The 25,959-nt window shown below is 37.9% G+C and carries 19 protein-coding genes, 1 tRNA gene and 2 other annotated features; of the genes, 3 read left to right on the top strand and 17 right to left on the bottom strand.

Annotation, left to right across the window (positions count from 1 at the left end):
* Positions 1 to 344: 344 nt before the first annotated feature.
* The 4 genes from AB3I34_RS04470 to AB3I34_RS04485 are packed head-to-tail and all read right to left on the bottom strand — an operon-like array spanning position 345 to position 4,175.
* Positions 345 to 1,538, bottom strand: a complete 1,194-nt coding sequence (locus tag AB3I34_RS04470) for an amidohydrolase (protein WP_002364258.1) — start codon at positions 1,536 to 1,538, stop codon at positions 345 to 347.
* 14 nt (positions 1,539 to 1,552) lie between these two features.
* On the bottom strand, positions 1,553 to 2,386 hold the full coding sequence (locus AB3I34_RS04475) for a MetQ/NlpA family ABC transporter substrate-binding protein (RefSeq protein WP_002377024.1): 834 nt from the start codon (positions 2,384 to 2,386) through the stop codon (positions 1,553 to 1,555).
* Positions 2,387 to 2,405: 19 nt separating this feature from the next.
* Entirely contained in the window at positions 2,406 to 3,086 is a 681-nt protein-coding gene (locus tag AB3I34_RS04480) for a methionine ABC transporter permease (protein WP_002366918.1), read from the bottom strand.
* Positions 3,087 to 3,104: 18 nt separating this feature from the next.
* Entirely contained in the window at positions 3,105 to 4,175 is a 1,071-nt protein-coding gene (locus AB3I34_RS04485) for a methionine ABC transporter ATP-binding protein (protein ID WP_002369140.1), read from the bottom strand.
* An 85-nt stretch (positions 4,176 to 4,260) separates the two neighbouring features.
* Positions 4,261 to 4,511 (bottom strand) — a binding site (T-box leader).
* Between the two features lie 501 nt (positions 4,512 to 5,012).
* Positions 5,013 to 5,258 (bottom strand) — a binding site (T-box leader).
* A gap of 263 nt (positions 5,259 to 5,521) precedes the next feature.
* Between AB3I34_RS04485 and AB3I34_RS04490 the strand changes: the two genes are divergently transcribed.
* The 3 genes from AB3I34_RS04490 (at position 5,522) to AB3I34_RS04500 (ending at position 7,634) form a co-directional block, all read left to right on the top strand.
* Positions 5,522 to 5,594: transfer RNA gene (locus AB3I34_RS04490), tRNA-Thr, on the top strand.
* 160 nt (positions 5,595 to 5,754) lie between these two features.
* Positions 5,755 to 7,242: a glucosyltransferase domain-containing protein gene (locus tag AB3I34_RS04495; protein WP_262231346.1), complete on the top strand. Its 1,488-nt coding sequence runs from the start codon at positions 5,755 to 5,757 to the stop codon at positions 7,240 to 7,242.
* A gap of 212 nt (positions 7,243 to 7,454) precedes the next feature.
* Positions 7,455 to 7,634 (top strand): hypothetical protein, encoded by a 180-nt coding sequence (locus AB3I34_RS04500; RefSeq protein WP_002383739.1) that lies wholly within the window; start codon positions 7,455 to 7,457, stop codon positions 7,632 to 7,634.
* An 87-nt stretch (positions 7,635 to 7,721) separates the two neighbouring features.
* On the opposite strand, the gene AB3I34_RS04505 is transcribed toward AB3I34_RS04500, so the two are convergent.
* The 13 genes from AB3I34_RS04505 to AB3I34_RS04565 form a co-directional block, all read right to left on the bottom strand.
* On the bottom strand, positions 7,722 to 8,687 hold the full coding sequence (locus AB3I34_RS04505) for a hypothetical protein (RefSeq protein WP_002401299.1): 966 nt from the start codon (positions 8,685 to 8,687) through the stop codon (positions 7,722 to 7,724).
* A 175-nt stretch (positions 8,688 to 8,862) separates the two neighbouring features.
* Positions 8,863 to 9,153 carry a hypothetical protein gene (locus tag AB3I34_RS04510; protein ID WP_002379593.1) on the bottom strand — a complete coding sequence of 97 codons (291 nt, stop codon included), beginning with the start codon at positions 9,151 to 9,153 and terminating at the stop codon, positions 8,863 to 8,865.
* A 47-nt stretch (positions 9,154 to 9,200) separates the two neighbouring features.
* Complete coding sequence (locus AB3I34_RS04515) at positions 9,201 to 10,439, bottom strand: aminoacyltransferase (protein WP_002379594.1); 1,239 nt, start codon at positions 10,437 to 10,439, stop codon at positions 9,201 to 9,203.
* Between the two features lie 396 nt (positions 10,440 to 10,835).
* Positions 10,836 to 12,644, bottom strand: coding sequence for a glutamine--fructose-6-phosphate transaminase (isomerizing) (glmS, locus tag AB3I34_RS04520; RefSeq protein WP_085444275.1), 1,809 nt, complete (start codon positions 12,642 to 12,644; stop codon positions 10,836 to 10,838).
* 442 nt (positions 12,645 to 13,086) lie between these two features.
* Positions 13,087 to 13,920, bottom strand: a complete 834-nt coding sequence (locus tag AB3I34_RS04525; protein WP_002359933.1) for an energy-coupling factor transporter transmembrane protein EcfT — start codon at positions 13,918 to 13,920, stop codon at positions 13,087 to 13,089.
* A complete protein-coding gene (locus AB3I34_RS04530) occupies positions 13,917 to 15,623 on the bottom strand; it encodes an ABC transporter ATP-binding protein (RefSeq protein ID WP_010712626.1) in 1,707 nt (568 codons plus the stop codon). The genes AB3I34_RS04525 and AB3I34_RS04530 overlap by 4 nt, the downstream gene beginning before the upstream one ends.
* 100 nt (positions 15,624 to 15,723) lie before the next feature.
* On the bottom strand, positions 15,724 to 16,275 hold the full coding sequence (locus tag AB3I34_RS04535; protein WP_002356937.1) for an ECF-type riboflavin transporter substrate-binding protein: 552 nt from the start codon (positions 16,273 to 16,275) through the stop codon (positions 15,724 to 15,726).
* Between the two features lie 229 nt (positions 16,276 to 16,504).
* Positions 16,505 to 17,860: a phosphoglucosamine mutase gene (gene glmM / locus AB3I34_RS04540; protein WP_002356936.1), complete on the bottom strand. Its 1,356-nt coding sequence runs from the start codon at positions 17,858 to 17,860 to the stop codon at positions 16,505 to 16,507.
* On the bottom strand, positions 17,853 to 19,016 hold the full coding sequence (locus tag AB3I34_RS04545; protein WP_010712627.1) for a YbbR-like domain-containing protein: 1,164 nt from the start codon (positions 19,014 to 19,016) through the stop codon (positions 17,853 to 17,855). The genes glmM and AB3I34_RS04545 overlap by 8 nt, the downstream gene beginning before the upstream one ends.
* Positions 19,013 to 19,897, bottom strand: coding sequence for a diadenylate cyclase CdaA (gene cdaA, locus AB3I34_RS04550; RefSeq protein ID WP_002389035.1), 885 nt, complete (start codon positions 19,895 to 19,897; stop codon positions 19,013 to 19,015). Before cdaA ends, AB3I34_RS04545 begins: the two co-directional genes overlap by 4 nt.
* Positions 19,898 to 20,093: 196 nt before the next feature.
* Positions 20,094 to 23,825 (bottom strand): pyruvate:ferredoxin (flavodoxin) oxidoreductase, encoded by a 3,732-nt coding sequence (gene nifJ, locus AB3I34_RS04555; protein WP_162784109.1) that lies wholly within the window; start codon positions 23,823 to 23,825, stop codon positions 20,094 to 20,096.
* A 257-nt stretch (positions 23,826 to 24,082) separates the two neighbouring features.
* Entirely contained in the window at positions 24,083 to 25,423 is a 1,341-nt protein-coding gene (gene glnA / locus AB3I34_RS04560) for a type I glutamate--ammonia ligase (RefSeq protein WP_002356929.1), read from the bottom strand.
* A 42-nt stretch (positions 25,424 to 25,465) separates the two neighbouring features.
* Complete coding sequence (locus AB3I34_RS04565; protein ID WP_002388239.1) at positions 25,466 to 25,849, bottom strand: MerR family transcriptional regulator; 384 nt, start codon at positions 25,847 to 25,849, stop codon at positions 25,466 to 25,468.
* Positions 25,850 to 25,959 lie beyond the last annotated feature (110 nt).

Genomic DNA, 25,959 nt, shown 5'->3' on the forward strand with positions numbered 1-25,959 from the left:
GATTATTTTGGGACAACAAAAAAAGAACCACGTCTGCACGTCGTCCATCCTGACAGAAATCCCGACAACCGCTTGTACGTACACTCAAATAAGACTAGCTTTTCTAGTCAAAAAATGTGCTATCAAGCGATGAAGAAAATAATTGCTCGGCTCCACAACAGTGCTTCATCTGTTCTTAAACTATCGGGAGCTACTTTTCTTGTTAATTTATCAGTTAAAACAAAAAACATGTGAATCACCTTTCTTATGCTTGTATTCTACCATAGAATGACAAGAAAGCAAGCCACGTTGGTTTATAACGAAAGGAGCCCACAAACAATCATTTTGTCGGCTCCCTATCCCTATTATTCTGATAAATAATTTAATGCATAGCGTACGTGGTACTCTGCTGCTAAAAGTAAGGCACGTTCATCAATATCAAATTGTTCATGATGGTGTCCAAAATGAGTAGCAGGATTTTCAGGGTTTCGTGAACCGACCCGTCCATAGATACCAGGAATTACCGCTAAGTAATCAGCAAAATCATCCGCCCCTAAACTTTTAGGATGATCGGTCACAACATTTTCAAAACCAACAATTTCACTGGCTACCTGCTGTGCACGGTTGGTTGCTTGTTCTTCATTAATTAATGGATTCGCTGCCGCATAAACAGAAAAATCAGCAATTTCTGTGCGATGAGACTGGGCAATTTCATGGGCAATTTCTTCGACTCGTTGTAAAACAAATTGGCGCGTTTCCTGACTAAATGTTCGAACAGTACCTTCAATGGTTGCCTGGTTTGCTACAATATTATAGCGTGTTCCTGCTTGTAAAACGCCAATTCCTACTACGACAGAATCTAAAGGATCAATCTCGCGAGCTACAATTTTTTGTAATTCCACAACGATACTGGCCGCTGCTAAAACAGCATCTCGGCCATTCTGTGGTTGGGCGACGTGACTACTTTGACCACTGACTTCAATTTTAAAAATATCACAAGAGGCGTTGGTGGCGCCTTTGGTAGCGACTAATTTCCCGACCGGCACACTAGAATCTAAATGAATCCCAAACACTTGGTCGATTGCTTCTAAATAATTTCCTTCCACAAATTGTCGAGCGCCTGCACCAATTTCTTCAGCGGGCTGAAAGGCCAGTTTAACCGTTCCTGAAAAGGTATCCTGATGTTTTTTGAGCACTTTAGCTGCACCTAGCAATGCTGCAGCATGACCATCGTGTCCACAAGCATGATTGAGTCCTGGATTTTTAGAAGCATAGGCAGCGCCTGTTGCATCTGGCAATTCCAACGCATCAATATCTGCACGTAATAAAATCGTTTTGCCAGCGCCAAGACCTCCTTCAATGGTTGCTAAAACACCCGTTTCCCCTACTTCTACAAAAGGAATAGCTAAGGCTAGTAGTTCTTCTTTAATGCGCTTAATCGTTTCATATTCTTTTAAACTTGCTTCAGGGTATTGATGAAAATGACGTCTTAAATGGATTATCCATTCCTTTTCTGTAGCAATAGCTTCTTGGATTGTTTGAATCGTTGTTGTACTCATTATAAATGCCTCCTTTATTTTTTACCAAATGTTTCCCAGGCTGGAACATTGGCGCCTTTTGATGTTTCTGCAATGACCTTTTTCGTTTCTTCTTGTTGATATTCTTCTACAACTTTTTGATAAAGTTTATTCTCTTGATCTTCTTCTCGAGCCACGACAATGTTCACATAAGGTTTCGCTTTTTCGTTTACAGGTTCTAAGAAAATAGCATCTTTATCTGGTGTATACCCAGCATCGACAGCCATGCCGCTATTAATCACTGAAGCATCGACATCTTGTAAAGCACGCGCTGTTTGCGTAGCATCTAATTCAGTTATTTTCAATTGGCGTTTATTTTCAGTAATATCACTGACAGTCGGTAGTTGCTGTTTAGCAGGATCAACTTTTATCAGTCCTGCAGTTTGTAATAAAATTAACGCCCGCCCACCATTCGTTGGGTCATTAGGAATAGCAATTTCTCCGCCGTCTTTAATTTTCGTGATATCTTTCAATTTATTGGCGTAAATTCCCAATGGTGCATTGACTGTATTGCCAATTGATACTAATTTCGTCCCATGTTCTTTATTGTAATTGTCTAAAAAGATTTGATGCTGAAAGGCATTTAAATCAATTTCTTTTTCTGCTAATGCTGCATTTGGTTGCGTATAGTCTGTAAATTCTACCAATTGTAGATCAATATTTTTCTTTTTCAAACGGTCTTTGACCGATTCCCATTCATCGTTTTTTGTTCCTACAACGCCTAGTTTAACAGTTTCTGTCTTAGTATCCTTCGCAGTCCCCGATGCACAACCTGCAATCGTAAAAGCTAATACTCCAATAAGTCCAATTAATTTACTAAATTTTTTCATTTGTCAGTTCTCCTTTTTTCTAATGTGATGTTTTTTTGATTAATTGATTACTAATGGCTTGACTGATAAATACCATAATTAAAATAATTAATGTGGCCATAAATGTCACATCGGTTTGAAACCGATTGTACCCTCGAGTAATCGCTAAGTTGCCCAGACCACCGGCTCCAATCGCTCCTGCCATGGCTGTTAATCCAATCAAATTAATAATTGTCACTGCTGAAACACGAATAATACTTGGTAACCCTTCAATTAAATAGACCCGAAAAATAATCCCTAAGGGACTCGTCCCCATGGCTTCTGCCGCTTCAATAACACCAGGATCTACTTCTAATAACGCATTTTCAATTTGGCGCGCGAAGAACGGGATTACGCCAATAACTAATGGAACTAACGCCGCGGTTGTACCAATTGTTGTTCCTGCCAAAATTCGTGTTAATGGTTGAATCAATGCGAGCATAATAATGAACGGAATAGAGCGACAAACATTAATAATTTTTTCTAAGACGCTATACAGGGGTGGATTTTTCAAAACACCACTGGGCCCAGTACTGACAAGCACAACACCCAACAAGACTCCTAACACGCCAGCAATCAAGGCTGTCCAAAAAACCATGTATACTGTTTCCCATGTACTTTGAAGAAACTCTTGTTTTAATTGGACAACATTCGGAAAATATTTCTCAAATAATTGATACATTCTCAGTTCACTCCTTTTTTAAATCACCTGTAAATTCTGCTTTTGCTTCGTTTGCTGATAGGTTTTCAAAACATTGGTTCGCACGCCTTGTTTCGCTAAATAAGCAAGGGCTTGTTGACGCTGGGCCTCATCGCCAGAAAGCACCACAATTAAATGGCCAATAGGAACGTTTTGAACAATTTCGACATTGCCATAAAGGATATTCGTATACACCTGATATTGGCTATACAATTGTGCAATTAATGGCTCGTTCGTTTGATCTCCCACATAAGAAAATTCAATTAATTCTTGATTTTTATCTAAATCAGCTAATTTAGGATGTTCAAGAATCGTGGTTAATGCTTGGTCAATATGAGTTGCTGTCCGGATAAAATCTTTGGTTAAAGGTTGTTGGGGTTGACTAAAAATCGAAACAATATCGTTTGATTCGACAACGCAGCCATTTTCCATCACCGCGACTTTATTACAAATTTCTTTAACCACTTGCATTTCATGGGTGATTAAGACAATCGTCAAGTTCAGTTCTTGATTTAACTTTTTTAACAAGGCTAAAATCTGTCCCGTTGTTTTTGGATCTAACGCACTCGTCGCTTCATCACAAAGTAAAATTTCAGGATCATTTGCTAAAGCGCGGGCAATCGCAACCCGCTGTTTTTGCCCTCCTGATAGTTGACTGGGGTAAGCGTCCCGTTTTTCACTTAGTCCAACTAGCTCTAATAAATGGCTGATTTTTTGACGCCGTTCACTTTTACTTAGCCCAGAATATTTTAATGAAAAATCGATATTACTAAATATGGTCCGCTCTTTCATCAAATTAAAATGTTGAAAAATCATTCCAATCTTTTTTCGTTGTTGTCGTAATTCCTTTTTAGAAAAAGTTAAAATATTTTCTTTGTTAATAATAACGGTGCCCGCTGTTGGTCGTTGCAATAAATTAATTACCCGTACTAACGTACTTTTTCCAGCACCGGAATAACCAACGATTCCGTAGATATCCCCTTTATCAATTGTCAAAGAAACATCTTGGACAGCCTGAATTTCTTGTTTTTTTTGTTGAAATGTCACACTGATATTTTTTAGTTCAATCATTCTTTATCCCCCTTCATTCTTACCAACCTGCATTTTTTCATAAAAAAGAAAAAAGCATCCTCAACGACACAACTCGAGTTGTATCGTTGAGGACGCTTTTTTGCGTGTTACCACCTCATGTTCAGAATTTGCTCACACAAATTCCCTTTTCAAGTACGGAACAATATGTTCGATACCCTAGCTCGATAACGGGAGCCCCCGTCGCCGCCTTGTGTTTAACACTCGGAGCGCTTGCTCAATAGCCATTTTCCAAAACGTCTTTGTCACCTATTCTCAGCTACCTAGGCTCTCTGTTAGACAAATCAAGTCTTGTACTTACTATATCACTGCTTTTTTATTTCTATTCATTTTAAACTGATTTTTGTTTATTTTCAAAATCAAACAGACTAGAGTTCCTACCCCTTCAAGCATCGAGTAATCGCAGATAATAGCTGCTCTCTCTCTTTGCATCAGTCGTAGTGCTCAACAGGATTTAACTGTGACGAGAATCGTAGGAACACTTTCGTGCAAATGACACAACTTGCCCTTCGGTCATCTTGTACTGTTCATCACTTACAAAGGCCATACTGCGTCGAGTAATCGCAGACAGCATCTACTCTGTCGCTTCGCGCCAGTCGTAGTGCTCAACAGGATTTAACTGTGACGAGAATCGCAGCTTTGGCGAGAATCGTAGGAACACTTTCGTGCAGATGACACAACTTGCCCTTCGGTCACCTTGTACTGTTCATCACTTACAAAGGCTACACTGCGTCGAGTAATCGCAGACAGCATCTACTCTGTCGCTTCGCGCCAGTCGTAGTGATTCACAGCAAAAAGCCCTTCACTAGCATTTTGCTAGTAAAGGGCGAATAATTCGCGGTACCACCTTTTTTCGAAATATAACTGATTCTTTATATCTCATCTCTTATCCAAGTCTTTATTAACTTGGTGCACATAGTAACGGGTGCTTAGCCGAAATTGCTTACTTATCAGCAATTTATTCTCAGAGGCCATCTTCAACTTTTCTGAACCTTGTCCCTTTTCACCAATCAGGACTCTCTTTTGAAGGTCATCAAAATTTACTCTTCTCTTCAACGAATGAATAGTTATCTGTGATGTTGATTTACACTTTACTAGAGAAAAAAGAGATTGTCAACAGTTTTTCTTAGAAAAAAATCATTTTTCTTTTTTTACGAAAGAGCAATTGACAAACTTTCGTCTATACGTTATTCTATTTCTTGTGCACGAGATTTGTACGATTTTTCAAAAGGAACTTTGACGATTACTCGTCGCAGTGTAGCCTTTGAAAGTGAACTCTATGGGTTTCACTTCGTTGCAATCCTCGAGTTAGTTTAGCCTTTGAAAGTGCCGCCTTAGCTCAGTTGGTAGAGCACCACCATGGTAAGGTGGGGGTCGCCGGTTCAAGCCCGGCAGGTGGCTTTTTGGTAAAATCCCAACCCTTTAATAAAGAGTTGGGATTTTTTTGTTTTGCCTACCCTTAGTGTTCTGTCAAGATGAGAAAATAACAAAAGCAATTTCTTCATTCCACTCGTTATGGTATATTTTAATTGTTAAATAATTATTGGAGTGGAGTACAATCATGAAACAATTACCTACAGAATCAAAAAAATTTGATTTAAAGAATTGGTGTATTGAAAATAAAACCTATCTTCTATTGATCATTTTAATTTATCAAGTGGCAGTTTTATCCATCGGCATTATCAATTTCCCTTATTTAGATGATAATGCTCGCCAAGTCGCTGGAATGACAGATTTTGGTACGACTTACGCACGTTGGGGCAGTGAATTTCTCTCATGGTTTGTTCAAGGAAGTCTTCATTTGACAGATCTGGGCTTGACCACACCGATTCTGACAGGTCTTATCTTATCTCTCACAAGCATACTAGCTATTTATATCATCAATGATCGAAAAATTAGCTGGGGTTCCTCTTTGGTAGCTACTTTAATTGGCCTCAATCCTTGGTTCCTTCAATGTCTTAGTTTCAGGTTTGATAGTCCCTATATGGCATTGAGTATTTTTTGTTCGTTTCTTCCTTTTTATTGGTGGCTGCGTAATTCTTTTACGTTTTTCTTGGTTTCTGTCTTTTCACTGTTTGTTATGTTTAATACTTACCAAGCCTCGTCAGGAATTTATATAGTTATCGTCTTATTCCTTACTTTCAAGCAGTTACTTGCTGGAGAAAATTTCATTGCTCTTTGTAAAAAAGTCGCACTTGCTGCTATCGCTTATCTACTTTCTATAGTCAGCTACCTTATCGAGTTAAAATTTGTACCTTCCGCAACAAACAACATTGGGGGCAGTCAGGCCTTACCAAGTTTGCACGATATTCCCAGTGTGGCTTATCAAAATAGTTACCATTATTTTTCAGAGATATTGAACCAGAGTAATCGTTTATGGCTCTTATTACTGCTCCTACTGCTTGTTTTATTTTTTATTAGTCATCTATCAAATAGCAAAATCAACTTGGGCTTAAGTTTCCTTTATTGTATCTTATATTTAGGACTTGCTTCTCTCTTAAGTTTTGGTATTTTTATTGTCTATTCAAGAAATATCGCAGGTGATGCGCCTCGCTATATTTACGGATTTGCTGTTTTCGTTACAATCAGCATGTTAAGTTTATTTAACAATCGACAAGTGAAAGCAATTTATCTAACTTCGTTACTTGTGGCCAGCTTGTTATCTTATTATATTTTATCGTTTGTTTTGGTGTATTCTTCCACATTAAACTATCAAAAAGAAGCATTCAATCGCCAAGCAGCTGTTTTAACAGATGATTTAAAAAATGTTGTAACAAACGAACGAAAAAAAGTTTATTTAAATACGTTTTTCAAAAATTCAACTGTTTATGCTAATACAAGTCGAAACTACCCAATTCTTTCAAAAATTGTGCCACCAAATGACGGTCTATACTTCCCTAATTACGTTTGGTTCAATACTTCATCGAATTTAGGATTAGAGATGGCACCACTGACCGATACGGATATGTCTAAAAATCAAAAAGTAGTAAGTAATCACTTTTATGACATTTATACAAACAACAAAGAAATATTTGTGTTTATGAAATAATTTGTTCCATCCAAAAACACTTCTTTTGCAATAAACGTGACTGTATGGTTTGATTAAGATGGATTAAGTATTCTTTTCGGTAAAGCTAGTACTTCCTGAAACTTGCTTATTTCCCATTTTTCTTATGAAGTAACAAAATTTTTGAGAAAAAACAGCTCGTTTTCTATGTTATGATAGAGAAGTGAAAATCACCAGAAAGGTTGTTGCGGACTATGAGAACTCGTCAGAAAAAATTATTTTTATTTTCAATGATTTTATGGTTAGTTGAATTTTTAATTACACGGATTTCTGATTCTTTTCCAGGAGCAACGCCATTGTTCGTTGTGATTTGCTTGATTCAAGGAATTCTTTTTACTTATTTCTGTCTTGCTTTTTTCTATTATCCGCAATAATCAGTCAAGAAAAGCAATTAGAGCAGATTCAGCAAATTTCTGAAACCGAAAAAATGGCACGTCCTCGTTTTTAGGACGTGCCATTTTTTAAAGCATTATTTGTGTAAAAGCCGTTCGTATCGCCTGTTGAACATTTTGAACAGCATCGATTTGATGACCTTTTGCTTCAGTCAATTCTTTTTCAATATATTCAGGATAATAGGTTGCCAAATAACCCAAGACCCAGATAGTTGGATCTGAAATAACCGTCTCTGCTAATGGATACAAATAGGCAAGATGCAATCGAATTTCTTCTTCCAAATGCTGCAGCATAATTGGATCATCATTTTCTAAACGATTCCTAAGTTCAGTACAAATTTCGGAATAGATCGGCGTATTTAACGGTCCAGTTTTTCCTTCTAGTAAGACTGTCTGAGGCTGATTGTCATACCAAAGAAAAGTCAGTGGTTCTGAAAATTGCAAAAGTGCTAATTCTTCAATGAACCATTCCCGAGCAAAATAACTAAGTGCTTGGTTCATAACTAAATCTTTTGCGACTTCCACAAATACTGGTTTAGGCAAATATAAACTGGTTTTAATGTTCGCTAATTGTTGATAAACGGGCAATTGATCGCTTACTAACAAGTTCCTTTTAATTGCTTGAATTTGCTGCGTTTCTAATTGTTGATACGCCTCTTCCACTTGCATTAATTGCTGTTCTAACGTTTTTTGTTGTGCTAGCGTTATTTTTTTAGTTTGAAGTAATTGCTTCAATAAAATATACCCTTCAATAAAGCGACGACTTTGACTATAAATTTGCATATAAATTGCCGCTGTTTCAAGGTTCTCAAAATAAGACTCTTGGAACGCTTCTGCCAATGCTAGTGCTTCATCAGCTTCACCCATTTCCAACAATAATTGGACAATTTTTTGGTTTACTGGCGGCGTTTGTTGTAGCTGATAGGCTTGTTGAAAATTTTCTAAAGCGGCGATCTGATTATGTTCTACAAGTGCTTCTTCTCCTTGTGCAATAAAACGTTCATAGTTTTTTGGAAATTCATGAATGGTACTCATATCTAACCTCCTTTATTTCTTATTTAAAGCAGATGAGCCTGGGACAAAAATCACTTTGGATTTTTGCTCCAGGCTCAAAACCTGATAACCGGCGGGAACAGAACCAACACTACGCGTTGCTCGGAGCTAAACGGTTCTGTCCCGACCTCGATTTTAACTATTCAAACGGACTTTTTTAGTAAAGATTACGAATAATAATTGCCGTTTCTAGGTCGCCCTCAGCGTTCATCTTCTCCGCCTTTTCTTCTAAACTATACCCAGCAAAACTTTCGTTTGTTAAAACATCTGCTACTGTAAATTTAGCAACTTTTTCAATACTGACCGCATCTGGGGCTACTTCTTGCACGCTATCCCATCCTGTATCAATAAAGACTTTTGTATCTTCTGTAATCGCTTCGTTTGCTTCTAACGCCTGCATAATTTCTTTTAAATGTGCATACGTCATAACCTCGACTTGATTTTCCATTTAAACGCCTCACTTTGCCATTCCTTTTTAAGGATTGGGTTTTAATTTTAGACTTTTTCTTTAATTGTTTTTAATGCGTGATATAAGGCATATTTCATTGGTTTGGCTTTCCATTGGAAATTGCCCATTAATTCTTCGACATGACCGCCAAAGGATTGTTTGAATTTAAGAACCCCATCACTTCCATCAAAGATACCGTCAACGCCATAAAAATTATATTTGGGAATGTTATTTTCTACTGTGTAAGTTAACATTTTATGTTGAATTAAATACGGTGCATAGTATTGTTTATATTTTTCATACGTACCACTAAACAAGTAAACAACTTCTTGTGGATGAACAATGAATAAGGCACCTGCTAAAATTTCAGGTTCATCTGATGTTTTCATTTCTTTAGCCTCGTCAATCCGTTTGCGCACGGTACGAACTTCATCTTCAAATTCACGTTTCTGGTTATTTTTTTTACGGCTTTTAGGATTGGCAATTAACGCTTCATTGACTTCGTTGAGCGTCTCTTGTAATTTGCGTAATTTCTCATGAAGATTTTCTAAATAAGTAGCAAAGTTTAGTTCCGCCACCATAAATTTCGCTCGTTCGCCAAACTCTTCATAAACAGCTTGGTAATAAGCTAAATCCTTATCTTCAAAATTACGCCGTGCACTTGTTTCTTCCGTTAATTTCTTAAAGAGAGGTAGCTCTTCGTAACGAAGTTCTCGGATTGTTACTCCATATTCCCATGTTTTCTTGATGTCATATTTAGCATCTTTTCCATAAGATTTCCAAAGATCTTCTTCTGTTAATCCAGCCATATCTTTGACAAACAGCCAACGTGGCGCGCCATCAAAATTGTGCACATCAAACCCTTGGTGTTCAAAACCAATTGATGTGAAATAGTCAAATGTTTCTTGATTGACCTTTTCAACTTCACCGCCATTAAAATCACGTAAACAAATTTGTTTATTGGGAGTAAAGGTTAAATAAAGGCCATCATTTTTTTTCACATATTTTTTTAAGCCTGTGAAAAAGGCTTCTACACATTTTTTATCTGTATAATCCATCAAAATTCCGCCGTCAATGTCGAAAGCATAACCAATTTTGACTTTTTTCTTGCTTAGGATACACGCAGCAATTAGTTGGCCTTCTCGTTTGACGCCAACGTATTCACAATGCCAGCCACGTCGTTCCAATAAATGTTTCATTTCGGGTGTTTCTAAAAAGTTACCTGCAGGATGTGTCATTGCAAAGGTAGTAAATTCTTGTTCAGTTAATGTACTAAACTGATCCATATCAAACAACTCACAATCTTTTTTTGTTAAATAAATTAGCACTTTTCAGCTTAACCTACTTTTTGCTTTCTTTCAAACAAAGTTACCTCACTGGCTAATTCTTATTTTTCGGTTCTTATTAATTATATCTAATTTTGCTAAAATGCAAACAGTTTTCAACGGAAAAAAAGAATTTCTTTGGAATCTTTCATTTTTGACTGAATATCTTTCTTTTATAAAAAATATCTGAGCGTGGGACAAAAATCACTTTGGATTTTTGCTCCACGCTCAAAAACTTATAAACGGCGGGAACAGAAGCAACTCCTTCTTATTTCTCGGAGCTAAACGCTTCTGTCCCGACCTCAGATATTAAAACTTATGAGAACCCGTTAAACATCTTTCTCTCAGGTTCTTGATTTACTCAACAGTTACACTTTTGGCTAAGTTCCTTGGTTTATCAACATCGTAGCCTCTTTGTAAGGTTGCATAGTACGCTAATAATTGGCCTGGAACAATGCTAACTAGGGCAGAAAGTAACGGATGAACATCTGGAATAATTAGTTGGTCCTGTGGTTTTGCCAAGGATTCCAAGGCAATCACAATATTTCTTGCTCCACGACTTTCGACTTCCTTTAAATTGCCTCTTGTATGGGCTGCGACTTTGGCATCTGTCACAATCCCAATCACAGGTGTTCCTTCTTCAATTAAGGCAATCGTTCCATGCTTCAATTCACCTGCCGCAAAGCCTTCTGCTTGAATGTAGGAAATTTCTTTCAACTTCAAGGCCGCTTCCATCGACACATAATAGTCGACTCCTCGCCCAATATAGAAAGCATTTCGAGTATACGTCAGATAATCTTCCACTAAGGCTTTCATTTGTTGTTTTTCATCAATCAAGGTTTCCATGACAGCTGCTACCACGCTCAATTCGTGAGCCACATCAAATGAGACGGCTGCTAATGTTTGGCGTTCTTCGCCAATTGCTTTTGCTAAAATAGCTAAGACAGCGATTTGAGCAGTATAAGCTTTGGTGGAAGCGACAGCAATTTCTGGTCCTGCGTATAATAACAAGGTATCGTCCGCTTCACGTGATAATGTTGAGCCAGCAACATTTGTTAATGTAAGTGATGGATGCCCTAATTCATTAACCTGTACAAGTACTTGGCGGCTATCTGCCGTTTCACCACTTTGACTTAAGAAAATGAAGAACGGTTTTTCAGATAAAATAGGCATGTTGTAGCCAAATTCGCTTGATAAATGAACTTCCACAGGAATACTGGCAATCGTTTCAATTAAAGATTTTCCGACCCAACCTGCATTATAACTTGTCCCACAAGCAATAATGTAAATTCGGTCACATTGATTAATTTTTTCCAGTAACGCCTCATCTAAAGTCACTTTTTCACCTTGAGTATACGCTTGAACAATTTTGCGCATCACTGCAGGTTGTTCATCAATTTCTTTGAGCATATAAAACGGATATGTTCCTTTTTCAATGTCATTTAAATCTAATTGCGCTTCAAAAGGTTCTCGGTTGATTACTTGTCCTTCTGGCGTTTCGATTACTACTTTGTCCGCTGTAACAGTTACAATTTCACCATCAACAATCTCAACAAATTGATTGGTTTCTTTAATCATCGCCATCGCGTCACTACAAATAACATTAAAGCCTTCACCTAGACCGATAAGTAATGGGCTTTTATTTTTCGCTACGTAGATAGTATTGGGGTCCATTTTATCCATTAATGCAAAAGCGTATGAACCTTTAATTTCGGCTAAAGCCGCTTTAAAAGCATCTTTTGTTGAAAAACCATTTTCAGCAAAATGAGCAATTAATTGAACGACGATTTCAGTATCTGTATCACCAATTAAGTGAGCATCACTTAAAAATTGTTCTTTTAATTCTTCAAAGTTTTCAATGACACCATTATGCACTAATGCAAAGCGTTGATCGCTTGAAACATGGGGGTGTGCATTGGCGACAGTTGGTTCGCCATGAGTGGCCCAACGAGTATGACCAATACCAACTGTTCCATCGATTTCTGGCGTTAATTTTGCTGCTAAATCGGCAATGCCCCCAACTGCCTTAACTACATGGGGCTGTTGGCTTTGATTATTCACACAAATCCCAGCAGAATCATAACCTCTATATTCCAATTTTGTTAATCCTTGAATCAAACTTTCCGTGACATTTTCTTTTCCAATCATTCCGACAATTCCACACATAATGCTAATTCCTACTTTCCAATTGAAATTCTGTATTTACTAGGTCCTGTTTAACTAGCAAATCCCATTATATGTTTCTACCTGCGTGATAACCGCTTTGTTCTAACTTCACAATTAGTTTTTCTTTGTTATCTGTAGAGTGCAGTCCCTAGAGCCACCCGCCGAATCTTCGATAAGCTCTCTCCTCGTCACCTGAACGTTCAGGTCTGGCGCTATCCGATATTGGTCTATATACCTCCTTTGTAAATATATTCCGTAGAAACATAAACAATCATACAATTAAAAGTAGGTGCTTGTCAACAAAAATCTAAAAAACGAAAATTGGTCTAGTTCTTTAAAGTTGCAAAAAAAGAATCTAGTACACTCATAGTAAGAGAAAGTACTAGATTCTTAATAATAAAAAAATATCCGTTCTATTTATAGAACCTTATCAATTTGTTATTTATTGGAATGGATTATAAAACCGGCCACCATTCACATGGAACAACCAGAAACTGATTCCTAATAAGCATAAGGCAAGTAACATTACCGAAAAATCACGCAGATGAAAAGGTTGTTGCGCATACCACGTTCGATTTTTCTTTTGACCAAAACGCCTTAATTCCATAGCGGTACTCACAGTTTCAATTCGATCTAAACTAGATAGGATTAAGGGTAAAACGATTTGTGCTACGCCTTTGATTCGTTGGCCTAACCGTCCCTTTTTAGACATCTCATACCCTCGCGCTTGTTGTGCTAAAGAAATATTAAAAAAATCTTCTTGGATATCGGGAATATAACGAATAGCCAGCGCTACTGCATAACTAATCCGATAACTCACACCAATTCGATTCAAGCTGGAGGCAAATTCACTAGGATTTGTTGTTAATAAAAAGATTAATGCCAACGGAATCGTACAGAAATATTTTAAAACTAAATTAAATTCATAAAATAATTCTTCTTGTGTCAAAGTAAACCGTCCGATTCCTTCCCAAATCACGGTACGTGATTGATATAAATCAACCCCATATTCAGGTGCAAAAAGGTAAACCGTTAAGATATTTAACAAAGAAAAAATAGCAATAAATTTAATAACAAAAGATATTTGATGCCATTTAATATTTGATAATTTTAACAAAACAAGCGAAACCACAGACATTCCTAACAGATAACGAGTATCATACGTGGTCATACAAGCCACAGAGACAACGATTAAAAAGACTAATTTGCTTGTGCCGTTTAAGCGATGAATCCAGGTTGAATCAGGATGATAGCCTAACATTTGTCGTTCACTCATCCAAAACGCACCTCACGATCGTAAGCAACAAATTTTTCCGTAAATAGCAAGGGATTTTCCAAGCCTAACGCTTTAGCAAAGGTAAACAAGCTCGTTTCTTTTAAAGAAGCTGCTTGAATTAATTTTTCATCTGTTAAAACAGCAACTGGAGTCGCATCTGCTAGTAAACGTCCATCACAAACTACTAACGCACGTGTTGTATATTCCAACATTAAGTGCATATCGTGAGTGATCATTAAAATAGTCACACCTAAGCGGTTCAATTCTTCTAAAAATGTCATCATTTCTGTGTAATGTTTAAAATCTTGCCCAGCTGTTGGTTCATCTAAAATTAATAATTCAGGTTCTAAAACTAAGATTGATGCAATAGTTACCCGTTTTTTCTGCCCAAAACTCAACGCAGAAATCGGCCAGTTCCGGAAGGGATACAGCCCACAAATATGTAAAATATTCGTCACACGTTCCTCAATTTCTGCTTGTGGCACATCTCGTAAAACTAATCCTAAAGCTACTTCTTCAAAAATCATTTTTTTAGAAATCATTTGATTGGGATTTTGCATCACATAACCAATTTTATCTGCACGTTCTTTGATTGAATAATTGGAAAAATCCTGCCCTTCCCATAAAATCTTGCCCGATTGAGGCGTGATGAACCCGCAAATTATTTTAGAAAGTGTAGATTTCCCGGCACCATTTTTTCCTACAATGCTGATCATTTCTCCATGATGAATAGTTACTGAGAAGTCATCTAACACTTTTTCACCATGACGATCATATTGATAGGACACTTGTTCCAAACGTAATAGTTCAGCTCCTTTGACTGCACTAACTGAACTAGGTTGGACAGACCACTGTGTCATTTTAGGCAAAACCATTTTGCCTGATACTTCGGCTAATTTGTCTAAATGACTAACTTGTGTTAAATCAATCCCAGCATATTTCATGGCTGTAACGTATAAAGGTTCACGAATCCCTTGCTGGGTCAACGTATCTTGACGTAACAATTCATCTGGCGTTGTATCAGAAATAATTGCGCCCTCATTCATGACAATAATTCGATCAACTGATTCGCAAAGAACGTCCTCTAAGCGATGTTCTATTATTAAAACAGTCGCTTTTGTTTCTTGTTGAATGGTGTCAATCAAAGTCATTGTTTCTTGTCCTGCTCGTGGGTCAAGATTAGCCAAAGGTTCATCAAAAAGTAAAATTTTTGATTGGTTAATTAGAACGCCCGCCATAGATACACGTTGTTTTTGACCACCTGACAAATCTTGTGGACGGTGTTGCAATAACTGATTCAGCTCAACAATCTCGGACCATTTGTGGACCGCTTTTTTCATTTCTGCTTGTTCAACTGCATCGTTTTCTAAAGCAAAAGCAATATCCTCAGCAACCGTTAAGCCGATAAACTGCCCATCGGTATCTTGCAAAACAGTTCCTACATCAAAAGACAAATCAAATAGACTTGTTTCTTGGATATTTTTACCAGCAACCGTAGCTGTTCCTTGAATCTCACCTTCATAAATATTGGGAATTAACCCGTTGATACATTGCGCCAATGTTGATTTGCCACTACCACTAGGCCCAACGATTAAAACCTTTTCTCCTTCATAGATGGTTAATTGAATCCCCTTTAATGTCGGTTCAGATTGGCTATGATATTGAAAGGAAAAATTATTAAAAGTAATGATTGGTTTTTTCATTCGGCCTCACCTCAGTTTCTCCATAAAAGAAAGGGTCTGAGCATTAGCAAAGTAATTACTAGGGCAGACCCTTAACCATTTAAATTATTTCGACAGTTTCTTAATCTTTTGATAAACTGCCTTTCTTTGTTCTTGTTGATGCATAAGCTTTCATCAACAATGTTCCAATAATCCCCACAGCGACAATATTTGAAACAGTCGCGAATACGCCTTGTGTAAACACTTTACTTGCGGGTTCACTATAAATCAAAATATCCAAACTAGGCGCGATTAAGCCCCAAACGACGATATTACCAAACGCTTGGAAAATATTGAAACGCACCATGTCATTTGTTGTAAATTCACCATGTTGAAGATCCATTTTACGACCAGCGAAGCCAAAAATAATACCAATAATTCCTGAACAAATAATCCAGCTCCACCAAGCGCTACCATACGTGGTAAAATCTTTTAATGTGTGACCAATCAAACCAATTAGCCCTCCAGCTACTGGTCCAAAAACAACTGACATTAAAGCAAGAAATGGATACGACGTTTCTAAGTTCGTATTAGGAATCCCAGTTGGAATCACAACGAATCGACCTAAAATAACAAAAACTGCAGAGCCAATTCCAATTGCTACAATTGTCTTGACGGACATTTTTTCTTTCATTTCGCTCCTCCATTCTATAACTCCATTGATTTACAGCCACTCCCTTCTTGATTTTATCAAATAAAAAAAGAAGATACGCGGTGCATCTTACTTCTAAAATAGTACCCTTTTAACCGCTCTATGTCAATGATAGACGGAGCTTATTAGCTATTTTCTTTTTTTGATTTTCAACAAAGAAACCAGACACTTAACGCAAGCTAGCATTAAGTGTCTGGTTTCTAATTTATTCTTATTCAACGCCGATTTCTGCACGTACTACTTCGGCAATTTTATCAACGTAATAATCAACTTTTTCTTGTGTTGGCGCTTCAGCCATCACACGTAACAATGGTTCTGTTCCAGAAGGACGAACTAAAATACGACCTTCGCCATTCATTTCTGCTTCTGCTTGTTCGACAACTGCTTTGATTGCTGGAACTTCCATTGCACCATTTTTATCTGTGACACGAATATTGACTAATTTTTGTGGATAAATCGTCACTTCATCCGCTAATTCAGATAATTTTTTGCCCGTTTGCTTCATAACATTCAACAATTGAATCCCTGAAAGCATGCCATCACCTGTTGTGTTGTAATCTAAAAAGATCATGTGACCAGATTGTTCGCCACCAAAATTGTAATCATTTTTACGCATTTCTTCTACAACATAGCGATCACCCACTTGCGTTACCACATCTTTTAAGCCAATTTCTTCTACAGCTTTATGGAAACCTAGATTACTCATCACTGTTGTAACAATTGTATCTTTTTTCAAACGTTTTTTCTCAGCTAAATATTTGGCACAAATATACATGATTTTATCACCATCGATAATTCGTCCTAATTCATCGACTGCAATAATTCTATCACCGTCGCCATCGAAAGCCAAACCAGCATCTGCGCCTTTTTCAACAACCATTTCTGCCAAAGCTTCAGGGTGAGTGGAACCCACACCATCATTGATATTCAATCCATTAGGACTTGTTCCCATTGTATAGAAATCTGTCTCTAAATCCGCGAAGACACGATTGACTGCTGTTGCAGTTGCTCCGTTGGCAGCATCTAAACAAACAGTCATATCTGCTAAATCGCCAGGAATACTTTGAACTAAAAATTGCGAATATTTTAGTAAGCCTTCTGGAAATTCATCTAATGAGCCCAAGCCTTCTGCAGAAGGTCTTGGCAAGGTGTCTTCTTCTGCGTCTAACAATGCTTCAATTTCTGCTTCTTGATCGTCTACTAATTTGAAGCCATCTGCCCCAAAGAACTTAATCCCATTGTCTTCCGCAGGATTATGTGAAGCTGAAATCATTACGCCAGCGGATGCTTTTTGTAAACGAGTAAGATATGCTACACCAGGTGTTGAAATCACCCCTAATTGGAAAACTTCAATTCCGACTGATAATAATCCAGCAATCAATGCTTGTTCCAACATCTCACCTGAAATACGTGTATCGCGGCCTACGAGAACACGAGGTTTTCTTGAACTATCTTCATGTTGACTCAACACATAACCACCGTAACGCCCTAATTTAAAAGCTAATTCAGGTGTTAACTCCTTATTTGCAATTCCTCTTACACCATCTGTTCCAAAATATTTACCCATTTTGATTCTCCTTAGTCACTTGATTCTCTGTATTTTCAGTTGAACCAGCAGTTGTACTTTCTACTGTTGATCCCTCACTTGTTGTTTCAGAAGTATTTGATTCTACTTGACTGGATGTACTTGGTTGTACTGCTTGGCTACCTGAGCCAACCGTTGTTGAACTTGCAGGTTCCCCTGAAGTTTCATTTGTATTTGATGACTGTTGTTGATTGTACACGGGGGTCAAAGAAACGTCAACCTCATCTGGTGTAACTACGTATTCTCCATCAACGGGAATAGTCACTGATTGTTTTGTTTCTTTACGAATATCAGAAATATCTACCGGTACCTCAATTGATTCTAGCGTATCTAAAATTGATTGCGGGCCACTGACCCTAACTTGGTACGTTGATAAACTATAATTGTAATGAGCGATCCCAGCTGGTGGCGTACCTGTCATACTAACATTCAGTGGTACATCTTTTGTTGGCGCAGTTAAACCTACTGTTACTTTGACTTGTGGTGCTGGATTTTCGATACTTAGGACTTGACCTTTGGCATCTAGCGCTTGAACATTTACCGTTTGTTTAATCGTATCAATTGTTTGTTTGGCACTTGAGACTGGCGCAATCACTTTGTCAATTGCTTTCGCTGTTTCTTCTCCAGTTGTTACTTCTACGGTTTTTGGATCTACAGAAATATTTTTTACTTTGTAGCCTTCTTTTTCAATGTTATCAGAAAGTTGTGCTTCTACATCGAATTTTTTTGTTACTCTCTTTTCAATCGTTACAGTCACTGTTTTCGGTTCAATTTCAGCTGTAACAGCTGAACTTAGTCCTCGAACTGTCAAAGGTACTTCCGAAGTCCCTAATGGCAATTTGGTTAAGTCTGCGACCACTTGGAAATTTCGTGTGTCAGCATTTGATTCCATGTTTAATTGAATGCGGTTCGCACTACGTAAATGAACATTTACACTCTCTTCAAATCCAGAGACATAATATTTGTCTTTATCGTATTGGACTTGGACAGGAATATTATTCAGTGTTTCACTATACGTTTGGCTTGAACCTGAATTGGAGGGATTATTGCCTGTTGCATTGGCATTAAAAAATAACAACAATGCAAACAGCAATGAAAGCAAACCATTAAACCAGCTTTTTTGGGAGGCTTTTCTCATTTGCGTTTAACCCCCTTTGTTACATCATCGATAAAATGCTGTAAAGCACTTTTTTTATCTTCCGATGATTCCGAAATTAACTCCTTACGCAAAATTGTTAAATACTCTTCTTGCGTTAGGCCAGGAATTAATTCGTTGTTCAACGTCAAACTAACGTCACCAGTTTCTTCAGAAACAACAATCGTAATGGCGTCACTGACTTCACTGATACCGACTGCGGCTCTATGGCGCGTTCCAAATTCTTTTGGAATTAAATTGCTTTCTGATAGCGGTAAATACGCACTAGCAACAGCAATTTTTTCATTTTTGATAATCACTGCACCATCATGTAGTGGTGTATTTGGAATGAAAATATTAATCAGTAATTCACCAGTAATATCGGCATCCAAATCAATACCTGTCTCAATGTATTCATCTAAACCAGTATTGCGTTCAATGGTTATCAAAGCACCAATTTTCCGTTTTGACATGTACTGAATGGCTTTGTCAAAGGCCTGAATAATACGCTCATCTTCTTGTTGCGCACCTTTATTCGGGCGGAAAAACGAACTTCTCCCTAGATGTTCCAGCCCTCTTCGCACTTCTGGTTGAAAAATAACAACCGCGGCGATTACACCATACATGATGACTTGATTCATTAACCAAGATAATGTATGTAGACCAATTATCTCACTTAGAATGCGGATAATGATAAAAACAGCGACACCTTTTAATAGTTGAACTGCTTTTGTTCCACGAACAAGCATGATTAATTTGTAAACGAGGTACCATACGACTAGGATATCTATGATATTGATAACAAAATCCTTAGATAAGAAATCCGTTGAGATGACTTGCTGCCAATAATTCAAATCTAATAATTGATTCAATTGAAACGACATCATACCCCTCACTTCTCTCTCAAGATTTCCTAACAAGTATACCACATTATTTTCTTTCATCACAGAACGCAAGCGGAAACATCAAAAAAATTTAGGAACTTTTTCAAATAACTTGAAATTTTTCATCAAAAAATCGCATTTCTAACTAAAAAACGTGTCCAAGCAAAAAGCTCAGACACGTTTTTTTGACTTCTATTTAATCTTGCTCACGTTGTTTTCTCTTGGCTGCTCGTTCTGCGCGGCGGGCAGCCCTTCTTGCTTCCGCTTCCGGATCAACTACGCGTTCTTTTTTCACTCGTGGCTTCTCGTTCTCTGGCGCATTTATTTCTAGTTCACTTTGTTTTTCAAGTTTTGCTCGAATTTTTTCTTCTTGACCAGCTAAACGAGCATAATTATAGAACCGTCTCTTAGCATCATTAATTGTTTTATTAAATAACAATTCCGCTGTATCTGGTTGACTAGATTCTAAGGACGCAAAGCGAACTTGTTGGCGCATAAACTCTTTCATTAATGAAAAATCTGGTTTTTTGAAATCCAATGTCATTGGTTCTTTGCCTTTTTCTCGCAATAATGGATTATAGCGATATAAAGACCAGTAACCTGAATGAACCGCGTCTTTCGCTTCTTTCAACGTTTGACTCATCCCACCTGCTAAACCATGTGTGATACATGGTGTATAAGCAATAATAATCGATGGTCCAGGGAATTTTTCTGCTTCTTCAAAAGCTTTAATCGTCTGCATTTGGTTTGCCCCTGAGGCAATTTGAGCGACATAGACATTTTCATAAGTCATTGCCATCATCCCTAAATCTTTTTTAGAGGCATATTTCCCACTGGCAGCAAATTTCGCAATCGCTGATGCAGGAGTTGCTTTGGAAGTTTGGCCACCTGTATTGGAATAGACTTCATTATCTAGAACTAACATATTTACATCCGCGCCACTGGCTAACACGTGGTCAATCCCGCCGTAGCCAATATCGTAAGCCCAGCCGTCCCCACCAATCATCCACTGACTTGGTTTGACAAAGAGATCTTGATCGTCATAAATTGTTTCCAATAAAGGTTGATTCGTTTTTTCTTCAAGCAAAGCTGCACGTAATTTAGCTGCACGTTGTTGCGTACCTTCACTTTCGGACAGATGTGCTATCCAATCTTCCATCAATAAACGTAAAGAATCACTGGCTACAGAAAAAGCTTTGGTCATTTTACTAGCTAAACGTTCGCGACGCGCTTGCGTTGCTAACAACATGCCGTAACCAAACTCGGCATTATCCTCTAAAAGAGAATTTGACCAAGCTGGACCTTGTCCTTGTTCATTAGTAGTGTAAGGTGTCACACCCGCTGCAGCACCCCAAATCGATGAGCAACCTGTTGCATTAGCAATCAGCATTCGGTCACCAAACATTTGCGTCAATAATTTAACATAAGGCGTTTCGCCGCAACCAGAACAAGCACCAGAAAACTCTAATAAAGGTTTATTAAATTGTGAACCTAAAACAGTATTCGGTTTTGCTGGGTTTTCCTTTTGACGTAACGTCATAGCAAACGCCCAGTTCATAGCCTGCTCTTTTTCTTCTTCATAAGGTTTCATTACTAAAGCTTTGCCTTTAGCTGGACAGGCTTCAACACAAAGACCACAGCCAGTACAATCTTTGACTGAGACTTGGATACGATACTTCAAGCCGTCGGCACCACGTAGATCACGCACAATGAATCCTTCTGGAGCTTCAGTCATTTCTTCTTCATCGGCTAAGAATGGTCGTATCGCCGCATGGGGACATACAAAGGCACACTCATTACACATGGTACACCGATCGCTAATCCATTCAGGTACTTCTAATGCCACCCCACGTTTTTCAACTGCCGCAGTTCCCAAAGGCATCCGCCCATCTGTCATCCCATTTTTCGCTAGTGTCGCAACAGATAACGCATTGCCTTCTTGACGATTAATCGGTTCAACAATTTCATGAACAAAATCACTAACATTTTCTGAACGTTTTCGCGGTTGAACTTCAAGCGTTCTCCACTCTTCTGGAACAGGTACCTGATGCAACAATTCAACGGTCTTATCGATTGCTTGAATATTTTTTTCGACAACTTTCATGGACTTATGACCATAACTTTTCAGTGCTTCTTCTTTTAAAATTGGTAACACTTGCTCAAAAGGCATAATTTCCGCTAATTTGAAGAAAGCTGTTTCCATCGCAGTATTAATTCGCCCGCCTAGCCCGACTTCACTAGCTAATTTCACTGCATTGATTGTATAAAACTGAATCTCATTTTCAGCTAGATACCGTTTTAATTGATTTGGTAAAAATCGTGCTAGTTGTTCATCATTCCAAATGGTATTTAAGAGGAAAGTCCCGCCTTTTTTTAACCCTTTTACTAAATCATAGGTATGCAAATAAGCGGCTGTATGACAGGCCACAAAATCAGAATGTTCAATGAGGTATGTTGAACGAATGGGTGTCTCGCCAAAACGTAAATGAGAAACGGTCAACCCGCCTGATTTTTTTGAATCATAATAGAAAAAGCCTTGTGCATACTTGTCTGTATGATCACCGATAATCTTAATCGCTGACTTGTTCGCCCCTACTGTCCCATCAGAACCAAAGCCCCAAAATTTAGCTTGATAGGTTTTCGGATTCGTCAAATCAAGTGGTTTGCCAACTTCTAATGAAGTATAAGTTAAATCATCATCAATCCCAATTGTAAAGCGCTTCTTCATGGCAGAACGTTCTTTCATTAATTCATCAAAAACCGCAACAATTTGATTTGGCAGTACATCTTTAGAACCTAAACCATAGCGCCCACCAATAATTGTTGGGCGAATATCCGTTTCATACATCGCACTTTGGACATCCAATAATAACGGTTCGCCACCAGCACCGGGCTCTTTCGTCCGATCCAAAACAGCAATTGCTTTAACTGACTGTGGTATTTTTTCGAGAAATGTTTCAACTGGAAATGGTCGATAAAGATGGACATTAAGAAAGCCAACTTTTCTTCCTTGTTGTTGTAAATAATCAACCGTCTGTTCAATTGTTTGCGCAACTGAACCCATTGTGACAATCACTTCTTCCGCATCTTCTGCGCCATAGTACGTCACCAAATCATAATTGGTGCCCCGTAATCGATTAATTTCTGTCATATATTTTTGAACAATACCAGGTAATTTTTCATAATAAGGATTTATTGTTTCTCGTTGTTGAAAGTGAATATCTGGATTTTGGTTCATTCCACTAACGGAAGGGTGATTCGGATTCATGCTCCGACGACGAAATTCGGCTAATTTCTCTTGGTTTACTAAGGGTGCTAATTCTTCATAGTCAAGAACTGCCACTTTTTGAATTTCATGACTTGTTCTAAAGCCATCAAAAAAGTTCATAAATGGAACACTCGCTTCAATCGAAGCCAAGTGAGCCACTGGTGCCAAATCCATCACTTCTTGCACACTGCTTTCTGACAACATAGCAAAGCCTGTTTGGCGTGCGGCCATTACGTCTCCTTGATCACCAAAAATATTTAAAGCATTCGTGGTTAAAGCTCGGCTCGCCACATGAAAAACAGATGGTAATAGTTCTCCAGCTATTTTGTACATATTAGGAATCATTAAAAGTAACCCTTGTGAAGCCGTATAGGTCGTGGTAAGCGCGCCAGTTTTTAAAGAGCCATGGACCACGCCGGCAGCACCAGCTTCCGATTGCATTTCAACTACTTTCACAGGTTGACCAAAGATATTTTTCTTACCTTCGGCCGACCACTGATCAACAAGCTCAGCCATCGTTGAACTTGGTGTTATTGGATAAATGGCTGCTAATTCCGTAAAGGCGTAGGAAATATAAGCTGCTGCTGCATTCCCATCCATTGTTTTCATTTTCCGCATGTTTTTCTCATCCTTTATATCTAAAAAATAGAATAGTTGCACGCATATTCTTGTTTATTATAGCGGAATTTCACAAATTATGAAAGATTTTGTCAATTTTTTTGCTTAAAAATAAAAGAGAAATTGAGAAAAAACCACTTTATCCCTTATAAACAAACTATTTCACTGAATTAAAATTACTTTATTTTGTGAAATAGAAATTATCTATTCGTTCACAAACTAAAAAATGAAAGAGGGAGATAAGCGTTTCGACTTATCTCCCTCTTTCTAAACATTAAGATTATTAAAAGTAACAGCTTTTAGTACAACTCCAAATATTGTTCTCTTTCCCATTCAGAAACGGTTTGACGGAAGGCTGCCCATTCCATTCGTTTCGCTTCTACAAAATTGGCAAAAATGTGACGACCTAATGCATCAATCATTACTTGATCTTTACGTAATTCTTTGATGGCATTGTGTAAGGTTGATGGCAAATCTTCAATTTGTGCATGTTGACGTTCTTCCTCATTCATCACATAAATGTTACGATCAACTGCTGGCGGTGGCGTAAGTTCATTACGAATACCATCCAAACCTGCTTGTAATAAGACAGCCATTGTTAAATACGGATTCGCTGAAGGATCGACAGAACGTAATTCTAAACGAGTCGATAAACCACGAGATTCAGGAACTCGAATGAGTGGTGAACGATTTCTGCCGCTCCAAGCTACATAAACAGGTGCTTCATAACCTGGTACCAAGCGTTTATAAGAGTTCACTGTTGGGTTACATACCGCAGTATAGGCACGGGCATGTTTTAATAAACCACCTAAGAAATGATACGCAGTTTGGCTTAAGCCCATCTCTCCTGACTCGTCATAAAAAACATTACCTTCTTCATTAAATAATGACATATTGCAGTGCATACCAGAACCATTAATTCCAAACAAAGGTTTTGGCATAAATGTTGCATGCAAGCCATGTTTACGCGCAATAGTTTTCACAACTAATTTGAACGTTTGAATATTGTCACAAGCATCAACTACATCAGCATATTTAAAGTCAATTTCATGTTGACCAGGTGCTACTTCATGATGTGAAGCTTCCACTTCAAAGCCTAAACTTTCTAACTCTAAAACAATATCACGGCGACAATTTTCACCTAAATCGGTTGGCGCAAAATCAAAATAGCCACCTTTATCATTCAAATCAGTGGTAATTTCACCATTCTCATCTAATTTAAATAGGAAAAATTCTGGTTCTGGCCCTAAGTTAAAAGAAGTAAAGCCTAATTCTTTCATATCTGCTAAGGCGCGTTTTAAATTACCGCGGGGATCTCCGGCAAAAGGGGTACCATCAGGATTGTAAATATCACAAATTAAGCGCGCAACTTTTCCATGGTCGCTTTCCCACGGAAAAATCATCCATGTAGATAGATCAGGGTATAAATACATGTCACTTTCTTCGATACGAACGAATCCTTCAATGGATGACCCATCAAACATCATTTTATTATCTAATACTTTATCTAGCTGACTCACAGGAACTTCAACATTTTTAATTGTTCCCATAATGTCGGTAAACATTAGTCGTAAAAAACGTACGTTTTCTTCTTCTGCAATATGTTTAATCTCTTCTGCCGTTTTGGCTTTTCTTGTCATCGGTCTGATCCCCATCCTTCATTTTTATTGGCTGCTGAAACGTTAAAGCCTTGGTACATTCGATTGGAACGGATTTTGCTGAGTAAGTCCTCCTTGCGAAAGGATTTCGTCGTATAAAATCTGACGAACATCTGCATCGGTTAACGGACGAGTCGCCTCGGCGGTGTTTTTTTGTTCCTCTAATTTCATTTCATACACACGCTTAATCCCTGCCATGTTCAATCCATCAGATAAATAATCTTTAATTTCTAACAAAACATCAATATCATTTAAAGAATACATGCGTCGGTTGCCCTCACTACGTTCTGGATGAATCAATCCCTGTTCTTCATAGTAGCGAATTTGTCGAGCGGTCAAATCCGTTAGTTTCATAACTGTACCAATTGGAAAAACTGACATGGAACGGCGTAACTCTTTTTCTCTCATCTCCATCCTCCTCTCTTAGTTATTTCTTAGAATAACAATAGAATGACAAATTGTCAAGAACTTATGTTAGATTTTCTAACATAAAACAAAAAACCTGATAAATATGGACT

The sequence above is a fragment of the Enterococcus sp. C102(2024) genome (assembly GCF_040888205.1).
Classification (GTDB): domain Bacteria; phylum Bacillota; class Bacilli; order Lactobacillales; family Enterococcaceae; genus Enterococcus; species Enterococcus faecalis.

Excerpts from the sequence above, each read along its gene's own strand:
- AB3I34_RS04470 (WP_002364258.1), bottom strand. The coding sequence starts at position 1,538 with ATGAGTACAACAACGATTCAAACAATCCAAGAAGCTATTGCTACAGAA.
- AB3I34_RS04475 (WP_002377024.1), bottom strand. The coding sequence starts at position 2,386 with ATGAAAAAATTTAGTAAATTAATTGGACTTATTGGAGTATTAGCTTTT.
- AB3I34_RS04480 (WP_002366918.1), bottom strand. The coding sequence starts at position 3,086 with ATGTATCAATTATTTGAGAAATATTTTCCGAATGTTGTCCAATTAAAA.
- AB3I34_RS04485 (WP_002369140.1), bottom strand. The coding sequence starts at position 4,175 with ATGATTGAACTAAAAAATATCAGTGTGACATTTCAACAAAAAAAACAA.
- AB3I34_RS04495 (WP_262231346.1), top strand. The coding sequence starts at position 5,755 with ATGAAACAATTACCTACAGAATCAAAAAAATTTGATTTAAAGAATTGG.
- AB3I34_RS04500 (WP_002383739.1), top strand. The coding sequence starts at position 7,455 with ATGAGAACTCGTCAGAAAAAATTATTTTTATTTTCAATGATTTTATGG.
- AB3I34_RS04505 (WP_002401299.1), bottom strand. The coding sequence starts at position 8,687 with ATGAGTACCATTCATGAATTTCCAAAAAACTATGAACGTTTTATTGCA.
- AB3I34_RS04510 (WP_002379593.1), bottom strand. The coding sequence starts at position 9,153 with ATGGAAAATCAAGTCGAGGTTATGACGTATGCACATTTAAAAGAAATT.
- AB3I34_RS04515 (WP_002379594.1), bottom strand. The coding sequence starts at position 10,439 with ATGGATCAGTTTAGTACATTAACTGAACAAGAATTTACTACCTTTGCA.
- glmS (WP_085444275.1), bottom strand. The coding sequence starts at position 12,644 with ATGTGTGGAATTGTCGGAATGATTGGAAAAGAAAATGTCACGGAAAGT.
- AB3I34_RS04525 (WP_002359933.1), bottom strand. The coding sequence starts at position 13,920 with ATGAGTGAACGACAAATGTTAGGCTATCATCCTGATTCAACCTGGATT.
- AB3I34_RS04530 (WP_010712626.1), bottom strand. The coding sequence starts at position 15,623 with ATGAAAAAACCAATCATTACTTTTAATAATTTTTCCTTTCAATATCAT.
- AB3I34_RS04535 (WP_002356937.1), bottom strand. The coding sequence starts at position 16,275 with ATGAAAGAAAAAATGTCCGTCAAGACAATTGTAGCAATTGGAATTGGC.
- glmM (WP_002356936.1), bottom strand. The coding sequence starts at position 17,860 with ATGGGTAAATATTTTGGAACAGATGGTGTAAGAGGAATTGCAAATAAG.
- AB3I34_RS04545 (WP_010712627.1), bottom strand. The coding sequence starts at position 19,016 with ATGAGAAAAGCCTCCCAAAAAAGCTGGTTTAATGGTTTGCTTTCATTG.
- cdaA (WP_002389035.1), bottom strand. The coding sequence starts at position 19,897 with ATGTCGTTTCAATTGAATCAATTATTAGATTTGAATTATTGGCAGCAA.
- glnA (WP_002356929.1), bottom strand. The coding sequence starts at position 25,423 with ATGACAAGAAAAGCCAAAACGGCAGAAGAGATTAAACATATTGCAGAA.
- AB3I34_RS04565 (WP_002388239.1), bottom strand. The coding sequence starts at position 25,849 with ATGAGAGAAAAAGAGTTACGCCGTTCCATGTCAGTTTTTCCAATTGGT.